Raw genomic sequence first — 26,559 nt, 5'->3', positions numbered from 1 at the left:
CGCCCACTGTCGCTGCAGAGCAGCGACCGGGAATCGCCTCAAGGCTAGACACCAACGGTTGCAACTTGAGAAAAACGGGTCAGGCCTCTTCGGTGGGCAAGCGGTGCTTGGGTAGCTGGCACCGTTTGAGTTCGTCAGTTGGCTCGCGGGTGGGCCCGTTCGTAGACCGCGCGCAAACTGGCGGCGCTGACATGCGTGTAGATTTGCGTGGTCGCCAAGCTCTTGTGACCGAGCAACTCTTGAACGCTGCGGATATCCGCGCCGCGGTCCAACAGATGCGTCGCAAACGAATGGCGCAAGGTATGGGGACTGGTTCGCGAATCGAGTTCGGCGACGGCCAGGTGTTTTTCTAGCATCCGGCCGACACTTCGCGCGGTCAGGAGATTGCCGAAGCGATTGACAAACACCGGCGCCTTGCGCCCCAACGCCTGACTTTTGTCGCTGCGTTGGCGGCGTTTGGCGTAGGCTTCGATCGCCTTGATGGCGAACGAACCGAGCGGGCAAATCCGTTCCTTGCGGCCCTTCCCGCGGACGCGAACGATTTGTTCGTGCGTGTCGATGTCACCGTCTTGAAGCCCGACCAGCTCGCTAACCCGCAATCCCGCCGAGTACATCGTTTCCAAGATCGCGCGGTCGCGCAGTCCGGCAACCTCGTCTGCCGGCGGGGCGAGCAACAAACGCCCCACCTCGTCGTCGGTCAACACGTGCGGCAGCTTGCGTTGCCGACGCGGGTTGCGCAGCGGCTTGGCCGGATTGCTCGTTGCCAGACCTTCACGCATCGCGAACTTGTAAAAACTGCGCAGCGCCGCCAGTTTGCGAGCGATGCTCGAACGGGCGTAGTCGGCTTGCTGGAGCGCCGCTTGAAACGATCTCAGTTCCTGCGGCGAGAGCGAATCGGGATGCGGCACCTTGCCGCGCGTCGTTTCCAGCCACTCGACAAAGCTGAACAGATCCTCGCGATAGGATTTGATCGTCAACTCCGACGCGTTGCGTTCGGTCACCAGGTAACGCAGGAACTGGGCGATCGCTGAGTGCATGCGAGCTCCTCGTGCTCTAGCTAAAGTCTTCGACCGAAAGGTTGTCGAGTTCGTTGTCGATCAACAGGTCGTCTTCGACGGGTACCGCGTCGCGGATCTTGCGACTCAACATCGCCGCGTCGTACCACGAGAAATCCAATTCGGGATTGGCGGCAAACCGTGCGAGCTGACGCAGCGTTTGGTCGCGATTGGCATCGTCGAACATGAAGATGAATTTCTCTTCGCCTTTGACCAATGCCAGCACGTTTATCTCTTTGTCCATCTGCGTGGGATGCCTGCAATTGAGCGGAAGTCACGGATGCGTTTCGGGGCGGCGGGCGGTCGAGTGATGAACTCGACCGTTCGTCCCAGGGAGAGCTATCGGCACAGGGCGGGGCGGTACTGAGCGGCGTTGGCTGCGATCGTGATGCAAGTGCCGTTTTGTCGCGTTGCGGTCCCTACCAAAGCCAGTGATCCCCGAAACGCCCGAGACGTCACAATCGTTCAACTCGAATCGACGGGGGACGCCCCAATCCAACACGAGGGAGAAAACAACACTGCCTGCGAGCACGAGTCGATCGCAGCTCACAGGCATCGGGTCTTGAGATCAACGGCAGCATTCCTACCGAGGGCAGGACTTTCTACCGAGGGTAAACGTACAACGGTACGACGACCGTCTGGCGATACGGGTAGCGGCCACTCATCATCGGAATCGAATTCCAATTGGGACGCAGCGGTTCGTAGCCGGCCCACAGGTTTCGCTCCATCCGCTCCATCCGCTGTTGCGAACGGAATTGGGCGCGTGCTTGGCGAAGTTCGGCGGCGGTCGGCTCGCCGGCGGACTGGTCGGAAGAACTGGGCACGACATCGACCAGCCGGGGCGTGACGATCACGTCGGCGTCGTCGGCGGCGGGTTTCTGGGCGACGCGTTCCGGCGCAGCGGGTTGGGGACGGACGATTTCGGGTGCCGCAACTCCGGGAGCAGCGACTCCGGGAGCAGCGACTTCGGGAGCAGCGACTTCGGGAAACGGAAACTGGGCGAGGGCCGAGCCGGCCGGCAGGATGGATGCCATGGCGGCCCAGACGATACCGAGCAGCCCGTTTTTGAGGTTGGATTTCATGGGATTCCCCGGGGTAAAGTTGGAAGGGCGGGTGGGATTGGAATCGGCACCATGCGTCCGGGGGGATGAGCGTGGCCAAAAACGTGAGGCCAAAAACCGTGTCAAACGGTCTCTTCGTGCCGGTTATCGGGTCATCGATGGTTATTTTGCTGCCATTGGCCCGATCCAACCGAAAAGTCACCCGTTCGGGGATGGTCATTTGCCGCCAGTCTGCAAAGAATGAACCGGCACAAGCAATTCATCCCGCTCCACCCTGCCGTCGCCCCACGCAGCACTGATTGCAGGGTCCCGCCCCCCTCATCCTGATTTTGGAGAATCCAATGAAAAACGTGACACGAATCCTCGCCGGTTCCGCCGCAGCAGCACTGATGACTTTTTCACTCGGCTGCCAACCTCCGAAACCCCCGGCGCCGGCTGCCGACAGCTCCGAACCGGCCGTGACGGTGAGCAGCAATACCAGCGGCAGCAACACCACCAGCAACATGACGGGAAACACAACCGCCGCCAGCGAAACCCCCGTCGGCGAAACGCCGTAGCGGACGAGCAGGAAAAGATCGCGGTAGCCGGTGCCCCCGACAGGTCTTCTTGAGACGCATCGGGGGATACCAACGCCTGGCTCCGCCTTCGACACGATTCGGGCGATCCGTTTGACGGGATGTTGTGATAAACTGTGTTGGTCGTGGCTCGCCGCCACTGAAGCACTTTTTCAACGCTCCCTATCGACCCGCACTCTATGAAACTTTTTCCGTGGTTGCCCTCGATCTCGTGTGCCGCAGTCGTCGGCACTGCAGTCTTCGGCGCCGCCTTGCTGGTTCCGGCCTTTGCATCCCCTGTTCAGGCGACGGAGGTGCAGATCGAATTGAGCTCGGGTGAAATCGTCAGCGGCCAATGGGCCGGGACGACCGCTTCGTCACTTCAACTCAATGACGGATCGTCGCTGCGAGAGCTACCCGCCGACCAGGTCGTCACGCTGAAACTGGCTGTGCCGCAGGAGACGTCGGCCGGCCCGACGATCAACGTCACGCTGACGAACGGATCGTCCATCTTCGCGCAAGACGCTTCGGTGGATGACACGACGGTCAAAATTGAACCGAGGCGTCAATCCGCAATCAATGTTCCGATCAACCAGGTTCGATCGATTCGCTTTCGTCAGGGCGGACCGGCTACCGATCCACAATGGTTCGGCTTGGAGGACAAAGAGCAGCGTAGTGATTTGATGGTGATTCGACGCGGCAACGACCAGCTCGATCCGATCGAAGGTGTGGTGGTCGGCTTGGATCCGCAGAACCTGCTGTTCGAACTCGACGGAGACAAAATCGAAGCACCGCGAGACCGCCTTGAGGGCGTTTTTTTCCGCTCGGCTGCGTCGTCCGACGCACGAGCAGCGGTCAAGATCAGCGACATCTATGGCTCCACGTTTCTGGTTGCCCGCCTGGAACCCAGCGACGCGACCGACGCGATCGAGATTCTGTTGCCTGGTCCGATCCGCCATCGCATTGCGTTGGATCAGATCGAACGAATCACTTGGTCCAGCGGTCGAGTGATGCTGGCGCGTGAAAGCCCCGCCTCCACCCGAATGTCCCCCCAATTGCAAACGAAATTGCCGACCAACCTGATGACCGATTGGTTCGGACCTGCAGCCGAGGGCGATGATCTGGTGATGGTCGCCGGAGGAAACGTCGAGTATCGCGTCGAGCCGGGATTCCAAACGCTGGCCGGAAGCGTCGGGCGGGATACACTTGTCTCCGCCGGCGGCATGGTTACCGTTCGCGTGGTCGTTGATGGCCAAGTGCAATGGGAACAGTCGCTGACCGATTCGAGCAGCAAAGGATTTCGCGTACCAGTGGCGGGTGCCAACCGTGTGAGGCTGGAAGCCTTGGCAGGCGACGATGGTGACGTCGGAGACCAAGTCCGATTCTTGAAACCCAGGTTGATCAAGTGAGCCGACGAGTGAACGACCGATTGCCGCCACCCGCCGCGCTTTTCGCCGCATCGTTGTTGGCGCTGTTTTCCATCACACCGTTCTGCCCGGCACCGGTGTCGCCGGCACAAGACGCTGCAACCGATACAGGTTCTGTCGCAGGCCCCATCCAGTTGGACCCGCTGCTACAGTCGGTCGAACAGGCGCGTGTTGCGGCGATTGATCGTGCCCGTCCCAGCGCCGTCAGTGTGTTTGTGCCCGGTGGCGGAGGCGGCGGGAGCGGCGTGCTGATCTCACCGGACGGCTTTGCGCTGACCAACTTTCACGTCACCAGCCCCGCCGGAACGTTCATGCGTTGCGGGTTGAGCGACGGCCGCGTCTACGATGCCGTCCTGGTCGGACTCGATCCGGTCGGCGACTTGGCGATGATCCAGCTGCTCGGACGCGACGATTTCCCCTACGCCACGCTGGCCGACAGCCGACGAGCCCGCGCCGGCGACTGGTGCATGGTGATCGGCAATCCGTTTCTGCTGGCGACCAATCTCCAACCCACCGTGACCTGGGGAATCCTCAGCGGCGTCGGGCGTTATCAATACCCCTCCGGCACGCTGCTGGAATATGCCGATTGCCTGCAGACCGATGCGTCGATCAACCCCGGAAACTCGGGCGGCCCGATCTACAACGCTCAAGGCGAATTGCTGGGCATCGTCGGACGGTGCTCGTTCGAAAAACGCGGGCGTGTCAACGTCGGAGTCGGTTACGCGATTTCCATCAATCAGGCCAAAAACTTCCTCGGTTATCTGCGCAGCGGCCGCATCGTCGACCACGCCACGCTCGGCGCGACCGCGACGACCGATCCCGATGGCGGAGTCGTCGTCAGCAACATCCTCGAATCCAGTGACGCGTACCGACGCGGGCTGCGTTACAACGCCCAAATCCTGGAAATCGATGGCCGTCCCGTGATGACCGCAAACGATGTTCAAAATGTGCTGGGAACCCTGCCCAGTGGATGGCGCGTCCCTGTCACGTTTCGCTACGACGGAATCACCAAACGCGTCCCGGTACGTTTGATGGGCGTTCATCGCCAGGACGAACTGCTTGCGAAAATGTCGTCCGCCCTGCCGCCACCACCGCCGGTTCCAGACCAACCGGAAGAGGAAAAAGACGCGGAAGAAAAAGACGCCGATGGAAATCAAGACGATCAGGAAAACGATGACGAGGCCCCTCAACCGCCCGATCGAAAACGGCCGCGGCCGCCGTCACCCCACGGCGGTGCCAAGCCGGCGATCCCCAAATCGGTTTCCGACCTGATCATCCCACGCCGGGGATATGCCAACTATCACTTCAATCAAGTCCAGCAGGATCGTTTCATCGACTCGCTGCGGAACCAGTTTCCCGCCGATCAATTTCCCGCCGATGCGGAATCGAAATCCACCGCCTGGACGATCACCGGCAAGACCGGCGAGGCCGAGGTCAAACTCAGCGTCGCCGACGATCAGTTTGCAATCCTGGTCGGCGAAACGGCGATGCAGGCGACGAAACGATCGGAGTTGTACGATGCGGTCGACACCGATTCGATCGCCGGGATCCTGCCCGCGCTGGATGCCTGGCGGACCATGTTGAAACTCGGCCCGCGGAAATTCGGCGAGGCCTACTACCAAGGCACGATGCCGTTGGGCGGCGAACGCCCCTTGCACGATTGCATGATTGGCCTGTACGGGGGCATGGAGGTGCGTTGGCTTTCTCATCCCGACAGCGGCTTGGTCGAATGCGTCGAAGTGTTCGCCGATCGCGACTCCGACCCGGCGGAACTCTGGATCCTTCGCGACGGCGACAAGATCAGCGGACTGGAATTGCGTTACGGAACGGACGTCGCACTGAACGTCTCGATCAGCGACTGGAAGCAAACGGAGACCGCACAGCCATGATGTCCTTGCGACTTCCCTCTCCAACCCTCGCCGCGCTGCTGCCCCGACTGGTCTACCTGCTCACCTGCCTTTTGGTCACAGCCGAAGCGTTGGCCCAGCCCCCCGTTGCACCCAGCGTGCGTGAAATCCAAAAGCGTGTGGTCAAGGTATACGGTGCCGGCGGAATCAAAGGGCTGGAGGCCTACCAAAGCGGTTTTCTGGTTTCACCGGAAGGCCACATTGCGACCGCCTGGAGCTATGTACTGGACGTTGAACCGATCGTGGTGCTCGATGACGGACGCCGGTTTGAATCCACGATCGTGGGCATCGAACCGGCGCTCGAGCTAGCGGTCTTAAAAGTCGACGCGTCCGATCTGCCGTACTTCGAAGTCGACAAGGAACTCGATGCTCAGTGGGGTGATCCCATTTTGGCCGTCAGCAATCTGTTCAACATTGCCGCGGGCAACGAACCGGCCAGTGTGATGCAAGGCACCATTGCCGCGGTGACCAACTTGGACGCACGGCGCGGCACCTTCAAGACACCCTACCGCGGCAAAGTGCTGATCCTGGATCTGATCGCGAACAACCCCGGCGCCGCCGGCGGCGCGGTTGTCGATGGCGAAAGCCGTTTGATCGGCATGCTGGGGAAGGAGCTTCGCGACAGCGGCACCGGGGTCTGGCTGAACTATGCCTTGCCGATCGATGCGCTTCGAACCGCACTCGGTGACATCATCGCCGGTCGCACGACGACCGTCCCCAAAGAAGAGAACCCCGTGCTGCGACGGGACCAGTCACACAACCTGACGACGCTGGGTTTGGTGCTGGTGCCCAACGTTTTGGAATCCACACCGGCCTACATCGATGCCGTCGCCTCTGACTCGCCGGCGGCCGACGCAAAATTGCGTCCAGACGATTTGATCTTATTGTTGGAAGGACAGCGTGTCGGTGACCAACAAACCCTGATCGATCTTTTGCGTCGGATCGATCGGCGCGACGCCCTGTCGATCACGATCCAGCGCGGCAACGAAGTGCTGCCGATTCGTTTGCAACCTTAGGAGCCCGCCGCGTGGTGAATTTAAAAACGGTCTACTGCTTCACGGTCGTGACGGCGTGTCTGCTCGCCAACACCGTCTGTTCGGCACAAAGCGACACCGCGGAGTATCGTCAAGCGATGGCCCGCGCGGTGCGCAACGCTGCCGAGCGTGTCTTGCCATCGATCGTTTCCATCGAAGTGATCGGAGTGGCCGAAGTGGCCGGCGGCGGGAATCGGCAAAGCGAAGTCGCCCAAGACGCACCGTCCTGCGGGATTGTCGTTGACGCAGAAGGGTACATCGTCGCATCGGACATCATCGTCCGTCGGCCGTCGGCCAGCATTTTGGTCGTCTTGCCCGATGCGACACGACTGGCCGCAACCCTCGTCGCCCGCGACTATCACCGCGGCCTGGTGATGCTCCGAGTCGATACCAAGTCGCCCCTGGCCCCGATCGAGTTGGCCGAAGCGGTGAACACGCCGATCGGTTCAACCGTCGTCGCCATCGGACGCTACGGCGGCGATCGATCGCCGATGGTCAGTAGCGGCATCTTGAGTGCCACCGGCCGATTGGAAGGCACGATGTTGCAAAGCGACGCGCGCGTCTCCCCATCGTTTTACGGCGGCCCCTTGGTCGATCTGTACGGAAACGTGATCGGTGTCTTGGTCCCCGCCGTCGCCGAAGGCGGAGCCCCGGACGACACCAGCTGGTACGACTCGGGAATCGCGTTCGCCGTCCCGTCACCGGTGTTGGCAAACAAACTGCCGCGTCTGCGTGCCGGGGAAGACATCCGCAAGGGGTTGATCGGGATTGTCCCCAAGGCCAAAGACCCCTACGCCGAAGACACCGAATTGGCAGCCGTCCGCAGCCGATCTCCGGCAGAAAAATCCGGTATCCAGCCCGGAGACTCCGTCGTTGCCATCGGCGGAGACCCCGTGCGAATGTTCCAACAGATCAAACAGGCCCTCGGCCCCTACGATGCCGGCGAGTCGATCGAGATCACGCTGCGTCGAAACGGCGAAACACGGACCGTCAACGTCACCCTGGCCGAGTCGATTCCCCCGTTGAGTCCGCAACGTCTGGGCGTCTGGTTGACCGAAGAGCCGCGAGACGACGCCGAGGACGCCACCGACGAGGCGGCAAAGCAGCCCAAGGTCGTCGTCCGCGCCGTCGTCCCCGACACAGCCGCCGAGGGCAAATTGAACCCCGGTGATGCGATCAAGCAAATCAATCAAACCGAAATCACGGACGTGGCGACGGCCGGTCAGACGATGATCACAGCGGTCGCCGATGAAGAATTGACGCTGACCATCGAACGTGACGGGGAGCCGCTGGAAATCAAATTGACCCCCACATCGATCGCCGGACCGACGCTGAAAAAGACGATCGATCAATGGTCCGGCGAGCCGCCCGAAAACCCATGGGATGTCCAGGAATTGCGGCTTCCCGATGTCCCCAACCTCGCCGCCTACGTGGCCCCCAAACCCGAAACGATCGCGGCCGACGACGGACTGGCGTTGCTGGTGCTGTTGCTACCCCCGGACACCCGCGACCCGCAAAAAGCATTGCAGGGTTGGCGCGATGCAGCCGGAAAAGCCGGTGTCGTGGTCTGTGCCGTGTGCAGCGAAGATGAACAGCGTTGGCAACAAAAAGAAATCGACGTCGTCTCTCGCATGGCCACCCTGATGGCGCAGCGAGTTCCCGTCCTGGTCAGCGCGGTCGCGGCCAACGGGGCCATCAAGGACACGGCGGCTTCGGCAGCCGATTCCATGGTGATCGCGATGGCGCTGTCGGATCGAAAGAATTTTGCCGGCATCGCGGTCTCCGCAAATGCCAAGCCCCCCGCCGTTCGGCTGCGTGAAAACGAGCCCGATCGCGCCCTGGAAATCATGTTGCCCATCGAGTCACTCGACAACGGCCCGACCTGGCTGGCACCGCTGGCAACCGCCGGATACCCCATCTCTCTGGGCGGCGAAACGGAGATCGATGACCTGCTGCGTTGGGTTCGCTTGCTGCAAACGATTTGATTGAATCGATGATCTGAAATCAACGCAATCAAGCTCCATCCCGTCACGCAAGCGTTGCTCGCTCCGGTTGGGGCCCGCCGGCTCGCTAACGGCTGATTGAATCAACAGGCCGCTGACGCTTCGTGCGGGTATTTTCCCGCCGCCTGACCTCAAACCGGCGTTGTCTCGTTAAACTCTTGTCGTGACGGCTCCCGTCGCGACACCTTTTTGCCCCGTCGTCCTTTAACCCCGTCCCGCAGCATGATTTACCGTACGCTTCTTTCGCTCGCCCTGCTCTTCGTTCCGCTGATCAGTCACGCCGTGGCGGCCCAGTCGGGCGTGCTCCACTTTCCCGCCAAGGGTGATTCCCAAGGCAAAATCGTTCTCGTTTCGGGCGACGAAGAGTATCGCACCGAAGAGTCGATGCCGATGTTGGCCAAAATTCTGAGCGTGAAACACGGCTTTGATTGCACCGTTCTGTTTTCGATGTCGGCCGATGGGCGATACATCGACCCGAACAACCAGAGCGGCGTGGTCGGCTGGGAAGCGCTTGACGATGCCGACTTGATGATCATCGGAACGCGTTTTCGCAAACCCAGCGAGTCGCAAGCGGCCCACATCACCAAGTTCATCAACGACGGAAAACCGTTGATCGGGATCCGCACCGCGACACACGCCTTCAACGGACAGGGTTCATTCGGCGGTGAAGTGACCTTTGGCAACTTCGGACGCAAGATCCTCGGTGAGCAGTGGGTCAGCCACCACGGCCAACACAAACGCCAAGGCGCGCGAGCGGTCATCACCGATCAGGCCGCAGAACATCCGATCCTCAATAGCGTCAGCGACATCTTCGTCCCCTCGGACGTTTACGGAGTCACCCACCTGACCGACCAGGACACGATTCTGTTGCGCGGCGCGGTGACCGAGTCACTCGACCCGAAATCGGCCAACGTCGAGGGACCCAAGAACGAGCCGATGCAGCCCTTGGCTTGGCTGCACCCCTATGTGTCGCCCTCGGGAACCAAGGGACGATCGTTTTGCACGACCGCCGGCGCCAGCGTCGACTTGGTCAACGAAGATCTACGCCGCCTGCTCGTCAACGCCACCTACTTCCTGCTCGACAAAACGGTGCCGGAAAAAGCCGACGTCGCCTACGTGGATCCGTACTACCCGACCTTCTACGGATTCATCAACGACAAGGAGTACTGGGAAGAGCTGAATCTACAACCGACGGACTTTGAACTCGGCAAGGCCCCCCATCGCGACGACCCCAAGGGCAGTCCCGAATGGCCCTTCCGCGATCGCCCGTAAGACACTGGGATAGCCGTAGGGCATGCTGTGCATGCCGTTTGTCACGCACCGCGTGACCTAATCGTCGACTTGCTTGGCGACCAACCGCGCGCGAACGCGGTTGCCGTGTTCCTGGGGTTCGCCTTCGCGCTTGTACATCTCGATCGCTTGCTCGGTTTTCCCGAGCGCCTCGTGCAAGCGGGCCAGATTGTAGCGGGCCGCCGGCGTCCAATAGGATTGCTGCTCCTCGGTGAGCACGCGTTTTTTGAGCCAGCTTTCGGCGGTTTCCAGTCGGCCGTCGTCGGCTTGCAGCAGACTCAACCAATACGTCGCGGTGCGTTTGCCCATTCGCAGCAACCCTTGAATCTGAGCGACTTGTTGGTCGTACACTTGTGCGTCGACGCCCAATTCGCGTCGGATGCCGTATTGTTTTTGAAGCTCAACATCGATCCTCAAATCCTCGATCTCGAACTCCGGTGCCCGTTGATTCATGTATAGGGTCCGCGCGCCGGTGATGCTGTCTTCTTCAAGATCGGCGAACTGCCCCTTCAAGTGCTGCCATCGTCCGCGCGTCAGTTCTCGTGCGCTTTCGAAACCGGCATCCATCATCGCCCAACGTGCCATGTACCAGAATGCGAACACCGGATCGCGTTGGGTGTACTGTTGGCAAATCGACTGGTAGATCTCAGCTTTCACCGGAACGTCCCAAAGGCGAACCGAGCTGATGCCCGTGACCGCATCAAATCGTTCGGCAAGGGTGTCGGCGTCGACATAGACATTCATCCTGCGATCGCCTGTCAAACCCGATTGAAGTTTCTTCATCCGCGGGCTGATCGCCTCGGGCAACAGATTCAACAACGCCACACATTGTTGAACGTCTTCCTTGGTCACCGGATAGGTGAATTGATCCAGCCCCGCGATTCCCAAACGCCGCAAGACGACAGCGTCACGACGGACTTGTGCCAACGTCGCGATTCCGACTTGATCCGGACCGGGGACAAACACGCCCAGGGTCGGCTCGAACAGATAGATCTGCTCGCCCGCCAGCACACCGACGCAAAACGGCGTCACATCCCCGGACTGGCCGTCGATCGATCCCAACACCGCGGCGGGGATCCCCGCCTGTCGGCATAATTGAGTGAACACTCCGGCCCGCTGCAGTCCGTCACCGGTTCCACGCATGACGGTTTGAAAATCCGTCTGACGATACCCTGCGCCGCGAAACTCGATGCCCGGAGGAAAGTCCGGTCCTTGCGGCGCGGGATTCAGCGGCTGATTCGGCTCCAAGGCAACGTTGCGTATCGTCCAGTCAAACAAACGTGTCGCCGTGACCAGCCGATCGACCATCTCTCCGGGAAGCGTTTCACGCTGCTGCTTGAACCAATCGGCCAATAGAGCCTCGTCTTGCAGCGGCACGTCCACCCAACTGTACAGCGAATGGAACAGGTAACTGTCGCGCAGATGCAATACATCGCTCGGCAAAAAGGTCCGGCCGGTGACACGGTCGGCCAATTGGTTTTGCGAGATCAGATCGCCGAGGGTATCGACCAACTTGGGCTCGGTGACTTCACTCGGCGGTCGGGTGGCACTCCAGCCGTTGAGATGAAACGCGATCTGTTCCTGCGCCTTTTCCGCATCGAGCTCGACGTACTTTCGCAGCAACACAAATGATTCACCGAGGTGATCGCGTCGCGCGAGCGTTTCTTGCTGGGCTTGGCGTCGGCTTTGGATTTCGCGAACCAGTGCCGTGTCGTCCTGACACCCAACGGCCAACAAGCTCGCCACACCAATCCACAGGGCTCCCCATCGATGGACGCCACCGCGCCTGCGGTGTGGAACGGGGAAGGTAAAGCAAAACCTAGGGAGCTTGGTCGGTGCCATTCAATTGGCCAACGGAGAGGATCGTGTGTCGAATCTGGAGCAGGCGATCGACCAAACCCTCGAATCGGTCCAGGGGCACCATGTTGGCACCATCACTCGGGGAGGAATCTGGATCCGGATGGGTCTCGAAAAAGATCGCGTCGATACCGATTGCTACGGCCGCGCAGGCTAATGGTTCGACCATTTCCCGGTTTCCGCCTGTGGATCCCTGCCCCGATCCGGGCCGCTGCACGCTGTGGGTTGCATCGAACACGACCGGCACGCCGAGCGACCGCATGATCGGCAGGGCTTGCATGTCATTGACCAGTCTGCCGTAGCCGAAAAAGGTCCCCCGTTCGCAGAGCATCACGCCCCCATCTCCAGCGGCGTTGGCTTTGTCGACCACGTATCGCATGTCTTCGGGAGCCATGAACTGGCCTTTTTTGACATTCAGGGGTCGCCCTGTTTCCGCCGCGGCAACGATCAAATCCGTCTGACGGGCCAAAAACGCGGGGATTTGAAGCAGGTCACAGACCTCCGCGACCGTCTGGGCCTGGTCGGGCAAGTGGATGTCGGTCGTGACCGGCAACCCGGTACGGCGAGCGATCCGGTCGAGCATCGCCAGCCCCTGCTCCATGCCGGGTCCACGAATCGCCGCGGCGCTGGTGCGATTGGCTTTGTCAAACGAAGCCTTGAAGACGACGTTGACATCCTCGCGCGCGTTGATTCGGGTCAATACGTCGGCGATCTGCGATGAAATCTCATCCGATTGCAAGACGCACGGACCGGCGATCAACAACAACGGCTGTCGGTCGCCACACCGATACGGGCCGACGGAAACGGATCGTACACCTGCGGAAGTCTCTGAATTGCTCATACCCGTGAGTTTGGGCGATTCGCTGAGTTCTGGCAATCACAGATCCTTCAGCCTTTGAACGGCCTCTTTGGCACGCTTCAAGAATGCGTTCTTCGGCTCGCCGGCCTCCAGGAAAATCGGCGCCCCGATCGTGATGCAACTCAACAGCGGCACCGGCAACACTTCGCCCCGCGGCAGAATCCGATTCACGTTGTCGATGTAAACCGGCACCAGCTCCAGATCCGGACGTTTCTTGCCCATGTAATACAGCCCGCTTTTGAATTCGCCCATCTCGTCGCCGGAACTGCGTCCGCCTTCGGGAAACACGATCAGCGAATAGATGTCACCCATTTCTTCCAGCATGATATCGATCGGACTGCGGTGCACCTTGATCTCCTTGCGATCGATCAACAGCGCGTTGAAACTGGCCGCCATGTGCGGCTTGACCCAGCCGGAACTCCAATAGTCCTTGGCAGCCACGGGGCGGGTGACCGCACGGATTTCTTTGGGCAGCGCAGACCACAACACCACCGCATCCAAATGGCTGGTGTGATTGGCAAAATAGATGCGCTGACAGGTGTCGGGCTGACAATCCACCCAGCGCACGGTGAAACCGCTAAACAGCTTCGCCAGCAGAACGATGACATGACTAGTGAGGGTCATGCCCCAAGTCTAATCATCGACTGCAGCGAGAATAAGTGGTCGCAGGCCGACTCCGGGCGGCCCCTCGCGACCGTACGACCGCCGGGTCTGAGCTACACCGGCGCCTGTTTGGCCACCGCGGAATGTTGCGGGCAGGCCTGGTCATAGAGCGACGTGGCAAGATTCTGATAGCCGGCAACCATCGACTCGAGTGATCCGGTGCGAAGCACCAAGTCGCGTCCGGCTCGGCCCATGCGACGCCGCAGCGCCGGGTCACCGAGCAGCTGCTCGATCGCCCGGGACATTGCACCGAGATCTTCGGATGCGAACAGACGGCCGGTGCGATCGTCGATGACGGTCTCGCCGACCGAGCCGACGTCGCTGGCCACCACCGGCACTTCACAGGCAAACGCTTCCAGGATCGATACCGGCGAGGCTTCGTTGAGCGAACACAACGTAAAGACGTCCAACGCCGAAAGCAGCCGCGGTGTGTCGTGACGTGTTCCCAACAGATGAACTCGATCCGCCACCTGAAGCTCTTTGGCGAGCCGTTCGATGGCACCACGCTCGGGCCCGTCACCGACGACCACCCAATGCAACTGTGGATGACGATCACGCAGTCGCGCCGCGGCGCGAACCAACAGCGAATGATTTTTTTCACTTCGAAGTGCCGCGACGATGCCCACCAGCTGCGTCTCCGGATCGAGTTGCAATTCCTCACGCACCTCCCGGCGATGTGCTTCGTTGGGCTCAAACCGCTCGCAATCCACCCCATTGCGAATCACGTGGACCTTGTCCTGGGGAAAACCTTCGAACTGGTGCAGGAACTTGCCGTGCGAGTCTGCCACCGCGATGAAGGCATCGGTCAACGGCGTCAAGGTTCGATTCAGACGTCCCACACCATCGGGCCATCCGGTGCTGTGCAACGCCGACGCGATCACAGGCACGCCGGCCACGAAGGCGGCCAGACGGCCCCAGAACATTTTGTCGCCCGCACCAACGGTGATCACCACATCGGTCTGACGCCGCCGCATCAGCCGGACCAGCCTGGACAGCACACAGACGTCATACTTGCCGCCGATCAGATGACTGTGCACGGGAAACTCAGCGGCAATCGCCTCCCCCAGCGGTCCCGGCTCCTTTAGACAAATCACTTCGGGACAGACCACACTGCGATCCATCCGCCGCAGCAGGTTGACCAACAACGTCTCGGCACCACCGACCGGCATGCTGGTGATCACAAACTGCATCCGCAAAGGGCGGTGGGGTTGTGGTGGCGGACCACTTCTCCACCAGCGACGAAACATCATCGGGTTGATCTTCTGCTTAAATGGGTAACTGAGGTCGCGCAAGTTTGATGTCACCCTCCTGGCAGGAGGGTCGAGCGAAGCGAGGGGAGGGTGACTTCAAGTCTCAACGGATGAACACCTTTAAGGCAACGCTGTGAAGCATTTTCCCCATGTGTTTCTTGAGGTTTTAGCGGCAGGGCGCGAGCCCTGCGGTCCTTCATCTTTGCCAAAACACCGGAGGGCTCGCGCCCTGCCGCTAAAAAATGCTTCACAGCGTTGACCAGCGGGGCTCACTTTCCCGGGACATACTCGAGTTGAATTTCGGTCTCGGGTAACTGCGGTTGCAGCTGATCGACGCCGGCTTGGGTGACAGCCGTTCGTGTCACGATCAGTTTTTCAAGCTTCGACAATCCCGCCAACTGCGGCAGCCCCGCGTCGGTGATCCGGGTGCTGCCCAAATGCAGAAACGTCAAACCGGTCAGCATGCCCAGGGACTCGAGCGCTGGATCACCGACGTTGGTCTTGTCGACGTTGAGCCACGTTAATCCGGTCGCCCCGGCAAGTTGTCCCCAGTCCCCATCGCCGACCGATGTCGCATAGAGATTCAGCTTGGAGAGATTTGCGTACTCTCGGAGTGTCTCCAACGCCGCATTGTCGATCCCCACACACTCGCTGAGATCCAAATCGACCAACTGCGAGAGCCCGGCCAGTTCGGCCAGTCCGTCGTTGCCAAATGACGTCGACGCGATCCGCAGCTTCTTCAGCGCCGGGAACGATGCCAACGTCTGGGCGGCTTCGTCGCTCACGTGTGTCCCCGCCAGATACAATTCACTCAGCTTGGATAGTCCGCCCAGCGCCGCGAGGCCTCGGTCGGTGATCGGCAGAAAGTCCAGCGCGATCACTTCCAGCGTCTTGATCCCGCCCAACGTTTTCATCGCGGCATCGGTCACCTCGGTGGCGTCGTCTTTTCCAGAAAACTTGATCGTTTTGAGTTGTTTCAGCCCGCCCAAATGTGCGATCCCCGCATCGCCGACCGCACAGCCACGCAGGTCCAGGTTTTGCAACGAGTCAATCTTTGCAACACTGATTAAACCGGTGTCGTCGACGTTGGATCCCGACAGCAACACGCTGCGTAATTTCGGCAGGGCAGAAAGTTTTTCCAGCACACCGGTGACGTCTGCGTCGCGCAGGTCGACCTCGATCACGGCGTTGTTCCCATCGCGACGTGTCTTCGCCACCGCTTCAACGGCCGCGGCGACGTCCGCCGCCCGCTCCGCGGAGTCTGCCGGCGAGGAAGGTGCAGGGTCGACCTGCACCTCCGGCCCCAGTTCCTCCACCGACGGCTTGGACGGACAACCGAGACTCAAGCACAGCAATCCCGCAAGAATGCTGGAAGCGTAAAAAGGTTTCACCGGAACGATTCCAAAGAGGTGTGTGGATTCCAGCCCGATACCGTTAAGTTAACGTCATCTTTTCTGGGGCGAGGCCCGAAGCATTAGTCTATCAGCCATCTCACCCGGCAGGATCCCCGACCGTTTCCCCCTGGCATGCAAATTCGTTTCGTTTACACCAGTAGCCCCGTGGATGATCCCGAGCGGATCGAAACAATCGTGGCAGCGTTGCCGGCCGAGTGCCGGAAGCAGCAGATCGATGCGGCCACACCGCAGATCGAAATCGTTGACGCCGACAGCTTGAGCATCGCGTGGGTCGTCGATTTGGGCGACGCCGATGTGAGTGACCCCGACGCGGCCGCCGAACCGATTCGAATCGCGACCGCCGCGGTTCAGCTCTTTGCACGCTTGGCGAGCCAGTTCCGCGTCAGTTGGGATGTCGGGCACGAGCTTGATCCGCACTTGGGTCGCATCGTCGGTGATGCCGCGGTGGACGAACTGATCGACGAGGTGACGACGGCCGTGGAAGTTGCCCGCTCGCTGGCGGAATTGATCATCGATGACGAATTTGTCGAACCCGACGCGCTGGTGATCGAAGCAAACGCTACCGACGAAGGCGAAGATCCCTCGTGGGTGGAACTCTTCCAACCTCCCGATTCGTTCATCCGCTTTCCCGAGTTGGAGTGAGTGCTACTGCTTGGTAAACGAAAGCGTCGCGACGACGTCGCCGCCGGTGTTTTGCAGTCGCCATCGAAACGCGTTGGCCGCAGGCCGCTCCAGTGTTCCGGTCAACGACACGCCGGACGATTCACTGAGCACCAATCGATCGCCGGTCGCCTGGTACGTCCCCCGCGACACCGAGTTCTTTCCGCTTCGGGTATGAACCATCACAAAGTTCTCGTCGGCATCGAAGCGAACGGCCCAGGCGTCGCTGGCTGATGTCTTCGCCGACCATGTCCCGACCAACGTCGTTGCCGCGGCTGTGGTGTCGACCGACGTCGTTGCGGGTGTCGTTGTTGCAGGTCGGGCCGACGGCATGTCGTTGCTGTTGACCTCGACAGCAGCTGGCTTGGTCAACTGCGTGGTCGCGATGTCGGTTGTCTTGGTGGCCGCCAATGCCAATCGCTCGGCCGCGGTTCGCAAGCGATCCGCCGTGACGCCCTGATTGCTCAGCGAAGTGTGCAGCGCGAGCGTTTTTTCCGCCGCGACCAAGTGGACATGGTCATGGCGTTGCAGCGCGACGAGCAACGCCATCAATTTCTCTCCGTTGATCGACAACTCGTTTCCGGATGCATCCACCGGCAGACTGTCCACCGGCAGCACGAGATCGATGCAATCGGCGTCGGCATCTACGGTGCAACGCAGCGTTCCCCGTGGGGCAGCATCATTGGCAGCGGTCAGCAATTCCGCCAAGTCGACATGCACCGTCAGGGACGCGACGGCGCATTCAATTCCTTCCGCCGAAAGCAGCTTGGATAATGATGCAGGCCCCAAGACCGTGCCCGTTGATTTCGACGAAGTCGCCGGTTGAGGAGACGCATCGGCCACCGTCTCGGACATCGAGATTTCGCTGAACAACTCCGCATTCAGTGGTGAGCCCGCTCGAGCAGTCGGCGTCTGCGCTGTTGCCAGCGCGATCACCGTTGCGGCAATCGCGGTCGACAGGCAAGGAAACCCGAGGCGGCGGCCGGCAACCCGGCCGGCAAACCAGCGGGCGGCGGGATTTTGTGGGAGATGGTTCATGGATCAGTCACTCGGTGCTACGGGATCGGTCGTGGTCCGTCAACTTTCGGATTTAGGGTGCCGCGGAAAAGGGGTCAGGTACCAAAAATGCGAAGCACCCTCTGGGCCATTTGGTTTTTGGTACCTGACCCCTTTTCCGCTCGACCAACGCAACGCCAACATTGAATGTGGCCAGAGCAGTCGTGGTCTGTGTCACCAAGCGAAAGGCATCGCGAAATGTGAACGAAAAACTGTCGTGCATCGCCAAAATCGTTGAATTGGAACAGTGACGCGAAAAAATCAGAATGGGGTTCCGAGATGCTTGCAAAACATTTCAGTGCGAAAAAATCGGGGGCAACGGTGCAAAATGGGTTCACGCCATCGGTCTTAGCACGCCGATCACTTTCCTGTCGGCGTGTTCCTGAGCTTGCTGTCAGGAACCAGCGGCCTACACTTACGCGGCGATGTCTGAAAAAGGCCTCGCCCGCTTCGATCCTCTTAATTCGGCAGAGGGATCATTTTTAGGGTTCGCCTAGGTCACTTAACGGCTTGTGCAGTAGCACGCTCAGACTTACGCGTTTCTCCCAGCGGCTCCATTTTGCCGCCGACGGGTCGAAGCAACCGCCGGCTGACAGATCAACCGATTTGTCAGCCGGCTTTTTTTCGTTCTTGCTGCCTCCACCCAGCCATTGTCCGCCCCTTCGCTGGGGCTCTCCATCGACGCGGCCATCCCCCATGACGTCGTCTGCTCCTGCCCCATCCAGTGACGCCAGCGAGATTCCGCGCGTCGCCCCCACCTTTCAGCTTTCGTCCCGCGGGTTGTTACTCGCGTTTTGCGTCATGATCGGGGTGGGGTTGAGCGTTTATGCGTTGTTTCCCGAGAGTATCGGCGGCCCACCCTTGCCGGTGGTTGTGACGCTGGACGAGGCGCCGCTGCCGACGACCGACGGCCAGATGGCCGTGTTGACCCAAGTGGTCACGGTCACCAGCGAGTTGGACGAGCCGATCGGACATTTGACGATCATCCTCAACGGGCGCTATGAGATCACCCAGGCGAGTCCGCTTCAGCCGGGCGAAAGTGTCACGCTGCCCCAGGCGATCTTCACCGACAAACGCAGCAACCGCCGCTTCGATCCCGAGACCCAGGTGGTCACCGAAGTGATGGTTCGGGGGCAACTGCCGAGCAAATCGAGGGGGGTGTCGAAATTCTTCTTCGAAAGCCCCTCGGACGAGTAGCGGCAGGTGGCCCGGTCGCGCGAAGTCGACATCATCGGTGCTGCCCCGACGCCTGCGCGAGCCTGGCGGCTACCCACATCTCGCGGACTCAATCCCTTTGCGGAGCAGGTTGTACCCCGACAGGGGTTGCAGCAAGTAGCCGGTGGTGAGCGAAGCGACACCACCGGATCTCCGGTCTTCCGAGAGACGCGACCCCGAAGGGAGTCGAAGCGAATGGGGGCCTGGGAGCCGGCACGACATTTTTTCCCGGTTTGGCACAGCAATCGCATCCCTACCCCTTCCTACCGGGGTTTGACTTGTCTTTCGCCCATTTCAGTTGATCAATTGCGATACAGGTGTTGCAAAATGCAACACTCACAACCGGAATGGCGAGCAAATGGAGTGGGCGAAAGGCGTTTTTTTTCGTAGCGAGTTGAATTGAGCGGGAATAGACTCTGCCAGTAGAGATCTCTCTCGATTGACTCATCCCTTTTCCCAAGACCGCAAGAAAGCCGCCAAATGCGTGGATTTCGAGTGGTTTGGAACTTAGCACACAGAACGGTTGTTCCGATGAAGACAGGCAGATCGCCGTTTTCAAGCACCGCGGAGAAAATTCAGATGCGAGACGTCGCACGTCAACTTAAGACTTTGATTACGCCAGGGCGGTGGATTTGCCCGATTGTCGGCCTTGTGGCTTTGACGATTCCGATGGCCCCAGGATTCAGCCACGCGGCCGACGGCAGCGCGGCCGACGGCAGTGCGGCCAATGACAGCGGCGCCCAGGCCCGCATCGTCAGTTTCCAGGCCGATGGGGCGGCCGATGGCAGCCCGGCCTATTTCGCCGCGTCGATTTTGCCTTCGGCCGATGACGCGTTGTTGCAGGAGGTCCAGAAGCCGGCCGCCGACGTCGTCATCGTGATGGACACCTCGGCCAGCCAAGCGGGCGAGTTTCGTCGCGAATCCTTGGCCGCCGTCAACAAAGTCGTCGCCTCCCTGCGACCCGGTGACCGCGTGCAAGTGTTCGCCGCCGATGTGGTCGCCGTTGCCATGAACGACGCGCTGGTCGCGGCAAACCAACCGAGCGTGAACACCGCCCTGGAAGGTCTGCAACGGCGATTGCCGCTGGGCAACACGAACATGGTGTCGGTGATCGATGCGGTCCGCGGCACCTTGCTCGCCGCCCCGCGCTACCACACCCGCTCGATCGTTTACATCGGTGACGGCGCGTCGATCGACGCCACCGGCAGCGAAACGCGTTTTGCGGCGCTCGTCGATGCCTTGCGGGCAGATCACATTTCCGTGCACAGCATCGCGATCGGACCTTCCAAAAACATTGAGTTGATGGCCATCTTGGCCAATCACACCGGCGGGGTGCTGGGCGTCGTGAACGAAGCCGAAGGCAACACCGCCACCGCGATCGCCGACCGAGTGACCGAGTCGGCCGTGCGTTCACCGATTTGGATCGATGAGGCGGATTTGCCCGCGGCGGTGACGATCGCTCATGGCAAACGGTTGCCGCCATTGCGAGTCGACCGCGATTCGATCTTGATCGGTCAAATCGCCGGAGACCTCGATTCGGTCGAGCTTGTTTTGCACGGCACCACGCCGACCGCCGACATCCGTATCACGACCGACGCCAGCGTCGAACGCGACAATCCCGACTTCGCCTTCCTGCCCGGTTTGGTGGACGGGGCGAAGAAAAATTCAGGGCTCACCTTGCCCACCGCCAGCAGCGTCATGCTCCGCGAAACCGCTCGAATCCTGACCGCCAAGTCGGACGAACTGGTGCGGGCCGGAAAGCTGGCACTGAAACAGGGCAACAAGAAAGGCGCCAAAGCGGTCGCCGAGATGGCCTTGGAAGCCGACCCGAACAACGAAGACGCCAAAGCATTGGTGAAGGTCAGCGGGACGACGTTGATCATCCAAAACGACTCGCCGTTTGACGGTCTGTTCGGCGACGACGATGCCCAACCGGCGGCTCCGGCAACCGATGACCCGTTCGGCACACCCGAACCGGCAGCCCCCGCGGCCGATGCAACCGACGATCTGTTCGGAACCCCCGAGCCTGCTCCGGCAGCGCCCGCGCCGGCGCCTACTCCCGCTCCGGCGCCTACTCCCGCTCCGGCACCCGCGGCTCCGGCACCCCCGGCGGTCACGCCGCCTCCGGCTGCCCCCACCGGCGGACGTCTACCGAGAGTTCCCGCGGGACGCAGCATCGTTGGCGATGACGAAATCTTGGAGCGTGGCGGCGATTTGCTCGACCGCATCGAAGCCCAACGCAGTGCCGCCAACGGACGCCTTCGCGCCGAAGTCAAAGCGTCGCTGCGGGCGGCTGAACGGGCATTGCGTTCCGATCCGACCGGCGTCGCCGGCCAGCTGAAATCGGTTCTCGCTCGCGTGCAAACGCTGCCGGACATCGATCCCAAGTTGCGTCAGGATTTGGAGAGCCAATTGCAATCGGCCATCCAAGCGGCCAGCAGTGCCGAAGCACGCTTCGCCGCCCAACAGGCCAACATCGTTGCTCAAGACGAAGCGTCGCGTGCGACCGCGCGGTTGTTGCAAGAAACGTTCCGCCGCGAAGCGACCCTGAAGACGCTTTCCCAGCAGATGAACGCCTTGATCGACGAGGGCCGTTACACCGAAGCCGACGGTGACGTCTCGTTGAAATTCGCCGAGATCGCGGGTGATTCGATCACCGAAGACTCGATCGCCGGTCGCCATTTCACCGACCAGCCGCTGGCATTGCAAACCTATGACCGCGACCGACGCTACAAAGAAATGCGTGAGCGTAACTTTGTCGACGCGTTCTCCTTGGTGCTCAAGAGCAACATTCCGTTTGTCGACGAGCCGCCGATCTTGTACCCCGATGCCGATGTTTGGCAGGCTCTGAGCCGACGTCGCTTGGAACGTTATGGTTCGATCGAACTGGTCGGTGACAACGAAACCGAGCGCAAGATCGAAGCGTCGCTGTCGGACGAAACGACCCAGACGTTTATCGAAACCCCGCTCAGCGAAGCCATTCAGACGATCAGCGACACGCACGAAATCCCGATCGTGATCGACAACCGCGCCCTGGAAGAAATCGGTCTCGACGCCGATGCGGGTGTCAACATCGACCTGAAGAACGTCACCTTGCGGTCGTTCCTGCGATTGATGCTGCGTGACCTGGAACTGACGTACCTGATCAAAGACGAGGTGATGCAAATCACCACCGTGGAAGCAGCCGAAGACAACCTGGTGACCAAAGTCTATCCCGTCGGTGACCTCGTGGTGCCCGTCGTCTCGCTCGGCGGCGGCGGCATGGGCGGCGGCATGGGCGGCGGCATGGGTGGCGGCATGGGCGGCGGCATGGGCGGCGGCATGGGCGGCGGCATGGGCGGCATGGGCGGCGGCATGGGCGGCATGGGCGGCGGCATGGGGGGCGGCATGTTCGTCGTGCCCGACAACGTCAGCCTGGATGCAAAATCCGAATCCGCCCCGGCCTCGACCGACGCCGGTGTTGTCCAGGACAGCACCCCGGCGGCAACGCTTTCCGCTGATGAACAGCAGCTGATCAAACCCTTGAAAGTCACTCCCCAAGAAGGCCAGACACGCGGCGAAGCGTGGGAAGCGTTCTTTGCCGGACTGACGCTGGCTGACGTTCGCGAAATCACGATCCTGGATCAACAAATCCGTGCGACCGCCCGTCAGTTCTCGCTCAAAGCCGCAGCGGCCGACGAGCGGGGAGATCGCGAAGCGGCCGTCGAGTCGTTCGCTCAATCACGCGACATGATCAGCGAAGCGATTCGCGCCGGTCATGTTCAACCGTGGATGTACCAAGCCTATGCGATCTCGCTGACAGCGACCGGAGCTCCCCAGTCGGAAGTCGAGCGGGCACTGTTGTCCGCAGTCGATTTCGCGGAAACACCCGCCGACATTTTGAACGTTGCCGGTCGTCTGGAAGACTTGGGCAGCGATGCCGCGGCGCTGCAGCTGTGCATGCGGGTGGCGGAATTGGATCCGAATCGACGTGAAACCTACGTGATGGGCCTGCGTCTGGCCGAACAGCTTGACGATCCCAGCGCGATCGCTTGGGCTTGCAGCGGTGTCCTGGCCCAGGCCTGGCCGGCTGAGTTCGCGCCAGTTGTGGACAAAGCCACCCTGTTGGCCCGCAGCGCCTATGCCGAGCTGAAAGAAAAAGGCATGCAAGACGAAGCAGCGAAGTTTGCCAAGGCATTGGATCGGGCGGCCGCGCACGATGTCATCGTTCGCGTTTCCTGGACCGGCGATGCCGACATCGATCTGGCGATCGAAGAACCCGGCGGAACGGTTTGCTCACTGGAAAATCGATCCAGCGCCAGCGGCGGTACCCTGCTCGGCGATTCCTATCCGGGACAAGGCGAAGACAACACGGGGACCGTCTCAGAGACTTACATTTGTCCACGCGGGTTCAGCGGCCAATATCGTTTGCTGGTCCGAAAGGTCTGGGGCGAAGTTTCGACCGGACAGGTCACCGTGGAAATCGTCACCGATGCCAAACGACCGAGCCAGCGTTTCATCCGCAAGGAAGTCCCGCTGACGGAGAAAAACGCCTTGTTCGTTTTCGAAGTCAAAGAAGGAAAACGCCAGGAGAAGCTCGGCGAGGCACAGTTGGCCCACTTGCGAGACGTTCAACGGGATCTCAACGGTCAATTGCTCGGTCAATTCGCCAACCCCGGAAACGACTCCGCCCAAGTGCTGCGTGACCTGTACCGCGACACCCAACGCCTGACCGGTGGCGTCGGGGCGAACCCCTTCTTCGGCCGCAACAACGCGGTCGGGTTCCAGCCCCAAATCACGCAGTTGCCCGAAGGTGCGTCGCTGTCGACGCTGGCGATCATTTCCGCCGATCGGCGTTACGTCCGGATTTCACCGGCGCCGTTCTTCTCGCAGATCGGTGACGTGAGCACGTTCAACTTCGTCGACGGCAACACCGGAGGCGGTGCGGGTGGTGGAGCCGGCGGTGGCCTGGGCGGTGGCGCCGGAGGTGGTCTCGGCGGCGGCGGGCTCGGTGGTGGTGGTGGCGGTTTCGGCAACTAAACCGTCACAGCGGCAATCGACCTCATTCAGCTAGCAATTCAAAGGCTGTCATCCGTTTCGGGGTGACAGCCTTTCCTTTTTTTCCGTTCCGTTGAAACCCGAACCGCGGTCACGGGGTAGTTAACCGTGGTGGGACCCCTTCACACGGGGGGCGATTCAGCACAGGATTCTTGAGAGATCTCTCCGATGCGGCGTCCCAAAGTTGTCAGGTCCTCGCCGAATTGGTAGACACTACGCTCGAATCTTGCACCCCCATCTGTCACAAGGACAACAAACGATTATGGGTTTCATGACAAATTGCCTCCGCCCCCGGCATGCCGCCCGAGCCATCGTGGCCGCTGCGGTTCTGGCAACCACGTTCATCGCCGCACCCGCCATGGCTCAAGAACGTCTTGCGCCTGCGGCCGGCTCGTCGCGCGCGACGCTCACCGACGGCACCCAACCGGTCGTCGTCGTCACGCTCGGCTCGGTCAGAAAGTTGATGGATGACGTCAGCTACATGGCTGAAATCACCAGCCAACCCCAGTTGGCGATGTTCCCGATGTTGGCCGCCACGTTCACCCAAGGCATGGACATGGACCAGCCGATCGGGGTGTTGGTGCCGCTGGTCGGCGGAGCACCGCAGCCGATCGTCGTGTTGCCGACCAAGGATATCCGACCCATCCTGAAACGGTTGGAAGCTCAAACCGGACCGGTCGACGAACTCGACGACGGCACCCTGGTTTTGACCGTCAACCAAAACACCCTGTACATCAAGCAGAACGCCAACAATGCAGTCGCGGCACAGAATCAAGCCGCACTGAAGCTGGCTCCGGCCGACGCCAGCGATCTGTTCCAGGGCATGGGCAATGCCTACAACGTGGCGGTTCGGTTGCAAGTTCAACAGGTTCCCGTCGAAATCCGCAACATCCTGATCGATCAATTGCGTCAAGGTTTCGAACAAACCATGGCTCAACAAGCCGACGCCGAATCGGCCCGAGAAATGGGTGAGAACTCGATCGCACAACTGGAGCGGTTGATCCAAGAAGCCGACGAGTTGAATCTCGGATTGAACATCGACAAGGCCAATCAACAGGTCGGCTTGGACATGTCCTTCACCGCAGTCGGCGGAACACAATTGGCCGCCGTCTACGGCGGTCAGCAATCGATCCCGTCCCGCTTCGCTTCTGTCATCCGAGATGACGCGGCCGCCTACATGCATAGCGCCACGTCGATCAGCCCCGAAGCGATCACTCAAGCGAAAAAAGGCATTGAATCTTCGCTCGGAATGATCAAGGGTGCCCTGGAAACCGATGGCAACTTGAGCGAGGACCAGATCAACGAAATCGATCAGTACATCACCCGGCTCAGCGACATCGTCACCGAATCCCTGTCCGAAGGCAAATCCGACATGGGAGTCCTGGTGCTGGCCGGCCGCGATGAATTCCAAGCCGTGATCGGTACGTTCGTCGCCGATGGCACGAAAGTCGCCGCGCTGGCAAAAGACTTGGCAACGAAGGTTCCCGACAGCCCCGATGCCCCCAAGTTTAAATTTGATATCGGCAACTTCGGCGGCGTCACCCTGCACATGATCGAAGCCGATGTGCCGGCGAGCGAAGACGAAGTCCGTAAAGTGTTCGGCGAAAAGATCCAAGTCCACATCGGGACCGCACCCAAAGCGGTCTACATCGCAGCCGGCCGTGGCAGCGACGAATTGCTCAAGCAGTTCATCACCGCCGGCAACAGCGACAATGGCGGAGATCGCCCGCTGGGGCAGTTCAAGTTCAAACTGTTGCCGTTCTTGGAACTGGCCCAGTCGGTCGAATCGAACGACAACATGGCGGCCATGATCAACGCGCTGACCAATTCGCAAGACAAAGGCGAAGTCAATCTCACGACCAAGTCCATCCCCAACGGTTCTTCCCTGAAGCTGACCATCGGTGAAGGGCTGATCCGATCGATCGGCGCCGCAGCCATGGCCGGACGGCAGGCTCAACAGCCGTTCTAAGTCCGTTCGCCGAAACCCTCCCGCGTGCGGGAGGGTCGAGCGGAGCGAGGGGAAGGCGCAAGCCCTGATTCTGTCTGCGAGTTGTCGAAACCCTCCCGTGTGCGGGAGGGTCGAGCGGAGCGAGGGGAGGGCTTCCCCGAACGATCAATCAACGCAACAGGCCGCCCCGAGGGACGTCAATTGTATAAGTGACGGACTTGACCGTAGGGGAAGGCGTTAAGACTTTTGCAACGCCGGCCCTCTCTGG

General features: G+C 60.7%; 19 protein-coding genes. 10 read left to right on the top strand and 9 right to left on the bottom strand.

Annotated elements, in window-relative coordinates; all coding sequences use genetic code 11:
* Nucleotides 1-134: 134 nt before the first annotated feature.
* From xerC to NZK35_RS14970, 3 genes are all read right to left on the bottom strand, one after another.
* The gene (xerC, locus tag NZK35_RS14980; protein WP_259633346.1) at nucleotides 135-1,037 is read right to left on the bottom strand and encodes a tyrosine recombinase XerC; all 903 of its coding nucleotides are present in this window, start codon (nucleotides 1,035-1,037) and stop codon (nucleotides 135-137) included.
* Between the two features lie 16 nt (nucleotides 1,038-1,053).
* Nucleotides 1,054-1,299, bottom strand: coding sequence for a hypothetical protein (locus NZK35_RS14975; protein ID WP_095740473.1), 246 nt, complete (start codon nucleotides 1,297-1,299; stop codon nucleotides 1,054-1,056).
* 358 nt (nucleotides 1,300-1,657) lie between these two features.
* Nucleotides 1,658-2,137, bottom strand: coding sequence for a hypothetical protein (locus NZK35_RS14970; protein ID WP_259633345.1), 480 nt, complete (start codon nucleotides 2,135-2,137; stop codon nucleotides 1,658-1,660).
* Nucleotides 2,138-2,457: 320 nt separating this feature from the next.
* On the opposite strand from NZK35_RS14970, the gene NZK35_RS14965 reads away from it, so the two are divergent.
* The 6 genes from NZK35_RS14965 (at nucleotide 2,458) to NZK35_RS14940 (ending at nucleotide 10,313) form a co-directional block, all read left to right on the top strand.
* The gene (locus NZK35_RS14965; RefSeq protein WP_259633344.1) at nucleotides 2,458-2,673 is read left to right on the top strand and encodes a hypothetical protein; all 216 of its coding nucleotides are present in this window, start codon (nucleotides 2,458-2,460) and stop codon (nucleotides 2,671-2,673) included.
* A gap of 197 nt (nucleotides 2,674-2,870) precedes the next feature.
* A complete protein-coding gene (locus NZK35_RS14960; protein WP_259633343.1) occupies nucleotides 2,871-4,079 on the top strand; it encodes an NPCBM/NEW2 domain-containing protein in 1,209 nt (402 codons plus the stop codon).
* An 8-nt stretch (nucleotides 4,080-4,087) separates the two neighbouring features.
* Nucleotides 4,088-5,986: a S1C family serine protease gene (locus tag NZK35_RS14955; protein ID WP_259633342.1), complete on the top strand. Its 1,899-nt coding sequence runs from the start codon at nucleotides 4,088-4,090 to the stop codon at nucleotides 5,984-5,986.
* The gene (locus NZK35_RS14950) at nucleotides 5,983-7,020 is read left to right on the top strand and encodes a S1C family serine protease (RefSeq protein WP_259633341.1); all 1,038 of its coding nucleotides are present in this window, start codon (nucleotides 5,983-5,985) and stop codon (nucleotides 7,018-7,020) included. Before NZK35_RS14955 ends, NZK35_RS14950 begins: the two co-directional genes overlap by 4 nt.
* Nucleotides 7,021-7,031: 11 nt before the next feature.
* Nucleotides 7,032-9,023 (top strand): PDZ domain-containing protein, encoded by a 1,992-nt coding sequence (locus NZK35_RS14945; protein WP_259633340.1) that lies wholly within the window; start codon nucleotides 7,032-7,034, stop codon nucleotides 9,021-9,023.
* 240 nt (nucleotides 9,024-9,263) lie between these two features.
* Nucleotides 9,264-10,313: a ThuA domain-containing protein gene (locus tag NZK35_RS14940; protein ID WP_259633339.1), complete on the top strand. Its 1,050-nt coding sequence runs from the start codon at nucleotides 9,264-9,266 to the stop codon at nucleotides 10,311-10,313.
* A gap of 57 nt (nucleotides 10,314-10,370) precedes the next feature.
* Here NZK35_RS14940 and NZK35_RS14935 read toward each other — a convergent pair whose 3' ends face one another.
* The 5 genes from NZK35_RS14935 to NZK35_RS14915 all read right to left on the bottom strand — a co-directional run bounded on the left by NZK35_RS14935 (nucleotide 10,371) and on the right by NZK35_RS14915 (nucleotide 16,351).
* Nucleotides 10,371-12,077 (bottom strand): tetratricopeptide repeat protein, encoded by a 1,707-nt coding sequence (locus NZK35_RS14935; protein WP_259633338.1) that lies wholly within the window; start codon nucleotides 12,075-12,077, stop codon nucleotides 10,371-10,373.
* A 73-nt stretch (nucleotides 12,078-12,150) separates the two neighbouring features.
* Entirely contained in the window at nucleotides 12,151-13,029 is an 879-nt protein-coding gene (kdsA, locus tag NZK35_RS14930) for a 3-deoxy-8-phosphooctulonate synthase (RefSeq protein WP_259633337.1), read from the bottom strand.
* Between the two features lie 36 nt (nucleotides 13,030-13,065).
* Nucleotides 13,066-13,671 (bottom strand): lysophospholipid acyltransferase family protein, encoded by a 606-nt coding sequence (locus tag NZK35_RS14925; protein WP_259633336.1) that lies wholly within the window; start codon nucleotides 13,669-13,671, stop codon nucleotides 13,066-13,068.
* Nucleotides 13,672-13,763: 92 nt separating this feature from the next.
* A complete protein-coding gene (locus tag NZK35_RS14920; RefSeq protein ID WP_259633335.1) occupies nucleotides 13,764-14,900 on the bottom strand; it encodes a glycosyltransferase family 4 protein in 1,137 nt (378 codons plus the stop codon).
* 329 nt (nucleotides 14,901-15,229) lie between these two features.
* Nucleotides 15,230-16,351, bottom strand: coding sequence for a leucine-rich repeat domain-containing protein (locus NZK35_RS14915; RefSeq protein WP_259633334.1), 1,122 nt, complete (start codon nucleotides 16,349-16,351; stop codon nucleotides 15,230-15,232).
* A 135-nt stretch (nucleotides 16,352-16,486) separates the two neighbouring features.
* On the opposite strand from NZK35_RS14915, the gene NZK35_RS14910 reads away from it, so the two are divergent.
* On the top strand, nucleotides 16,487-17,017 hold the full coding sequence (locus NZK35_RS14910; RefSeq protein ID WP_259633333.1) for a hypothetical protein: 531 nt from the start codon (nucleotides 16,487-16,489) through the stop codon (nucleotides 17,015-17,017).
* A gap of 3 nt (nucleotides 17,018-17,020) precedes the next feature.
* On the opposite strand, the gene NZK35_RS14905 is transcribed toward NZK35_RS14910, so the two are convergent.
* Nucleotides 17,021-18,073, bottom strand: a complete 1,053-nt coding sequence (locus NZK35_RS14905) for a hypothetical protein (RefSeq protein ID WP_259633332.1) — start codon at nucleotides 18,071-18,073, stop codon at nucleotides 17,021-17,023.
* Between the two features lie 714 nt (nucleotides 18,074-18,787).
* Here NZK35_RS14905 and NZK35_RS14900 point away from each other — a divergent pair.
* The 3 genes from NZK35_RS14900 to NZK35_RS14890 all read left to right on the top strand — a co-directional run bounded on the left by NZK35_RS14900 (nucleotide 18,788) and on the right by NZK35_RS14890 (nucleotide 26,312).
* Nucleotides 18,788-19,288 carry a hypothetical protein gene (locus NZK35_RS14900; RefSeq protein ID WP_259633331.1) on the top strand — a complete coding sequence of 167 codons (501 nt, stop codon included), beginning with the start codon at nucleotides 18,788-18,790 and terminating at the stop codon, nucleotides 19,286-19,288.
* Between the two features lie 687 nt (nucleotides 19,289-19,975).
* Nucleotides 19,976-24,325, top strand: a complete 4,350-nt coding sequence (locus NZK35_RS14895) for a VWA domain-containing protein (protein WP_259633330.1) — start codon at nucleotides 19,976-19,978, stop codon at nucleotides 24,323-24,325.
* 289 nt (nucleotides 24,326-24,614) lie between these two features.
* Nucleotides 24,615-26,312, top strand: a complete 1,698-nt coding sequence (locus NZK35_RS14890) for a hypothetical protein (RefSeq protein ID WP_259633329.1) — start codon at nucleotides 24,615-24,617, stop codon at nucleotides 26,310-26,312.
* The last annotated feature ends 247 nt before the right edge of the window (nucleotides 26,313-26,559 follow it).

Source organism: Stieleria sedimenti, from assembly GCF_025060895.1.
In the GTDB taxonomy this organism is placed as follows: domain Bacteria; phylum Planctomycetota; class Planctomycetia; order Pirellulales; family Pirellulaceae; genus Stieleria; species Stieleria sedimenti.
The sequence above is the reverse complement of the archived record's forward strand: the minus strand, read 5'-3'. Positions and strand labels throughout refer to the sequence as shown.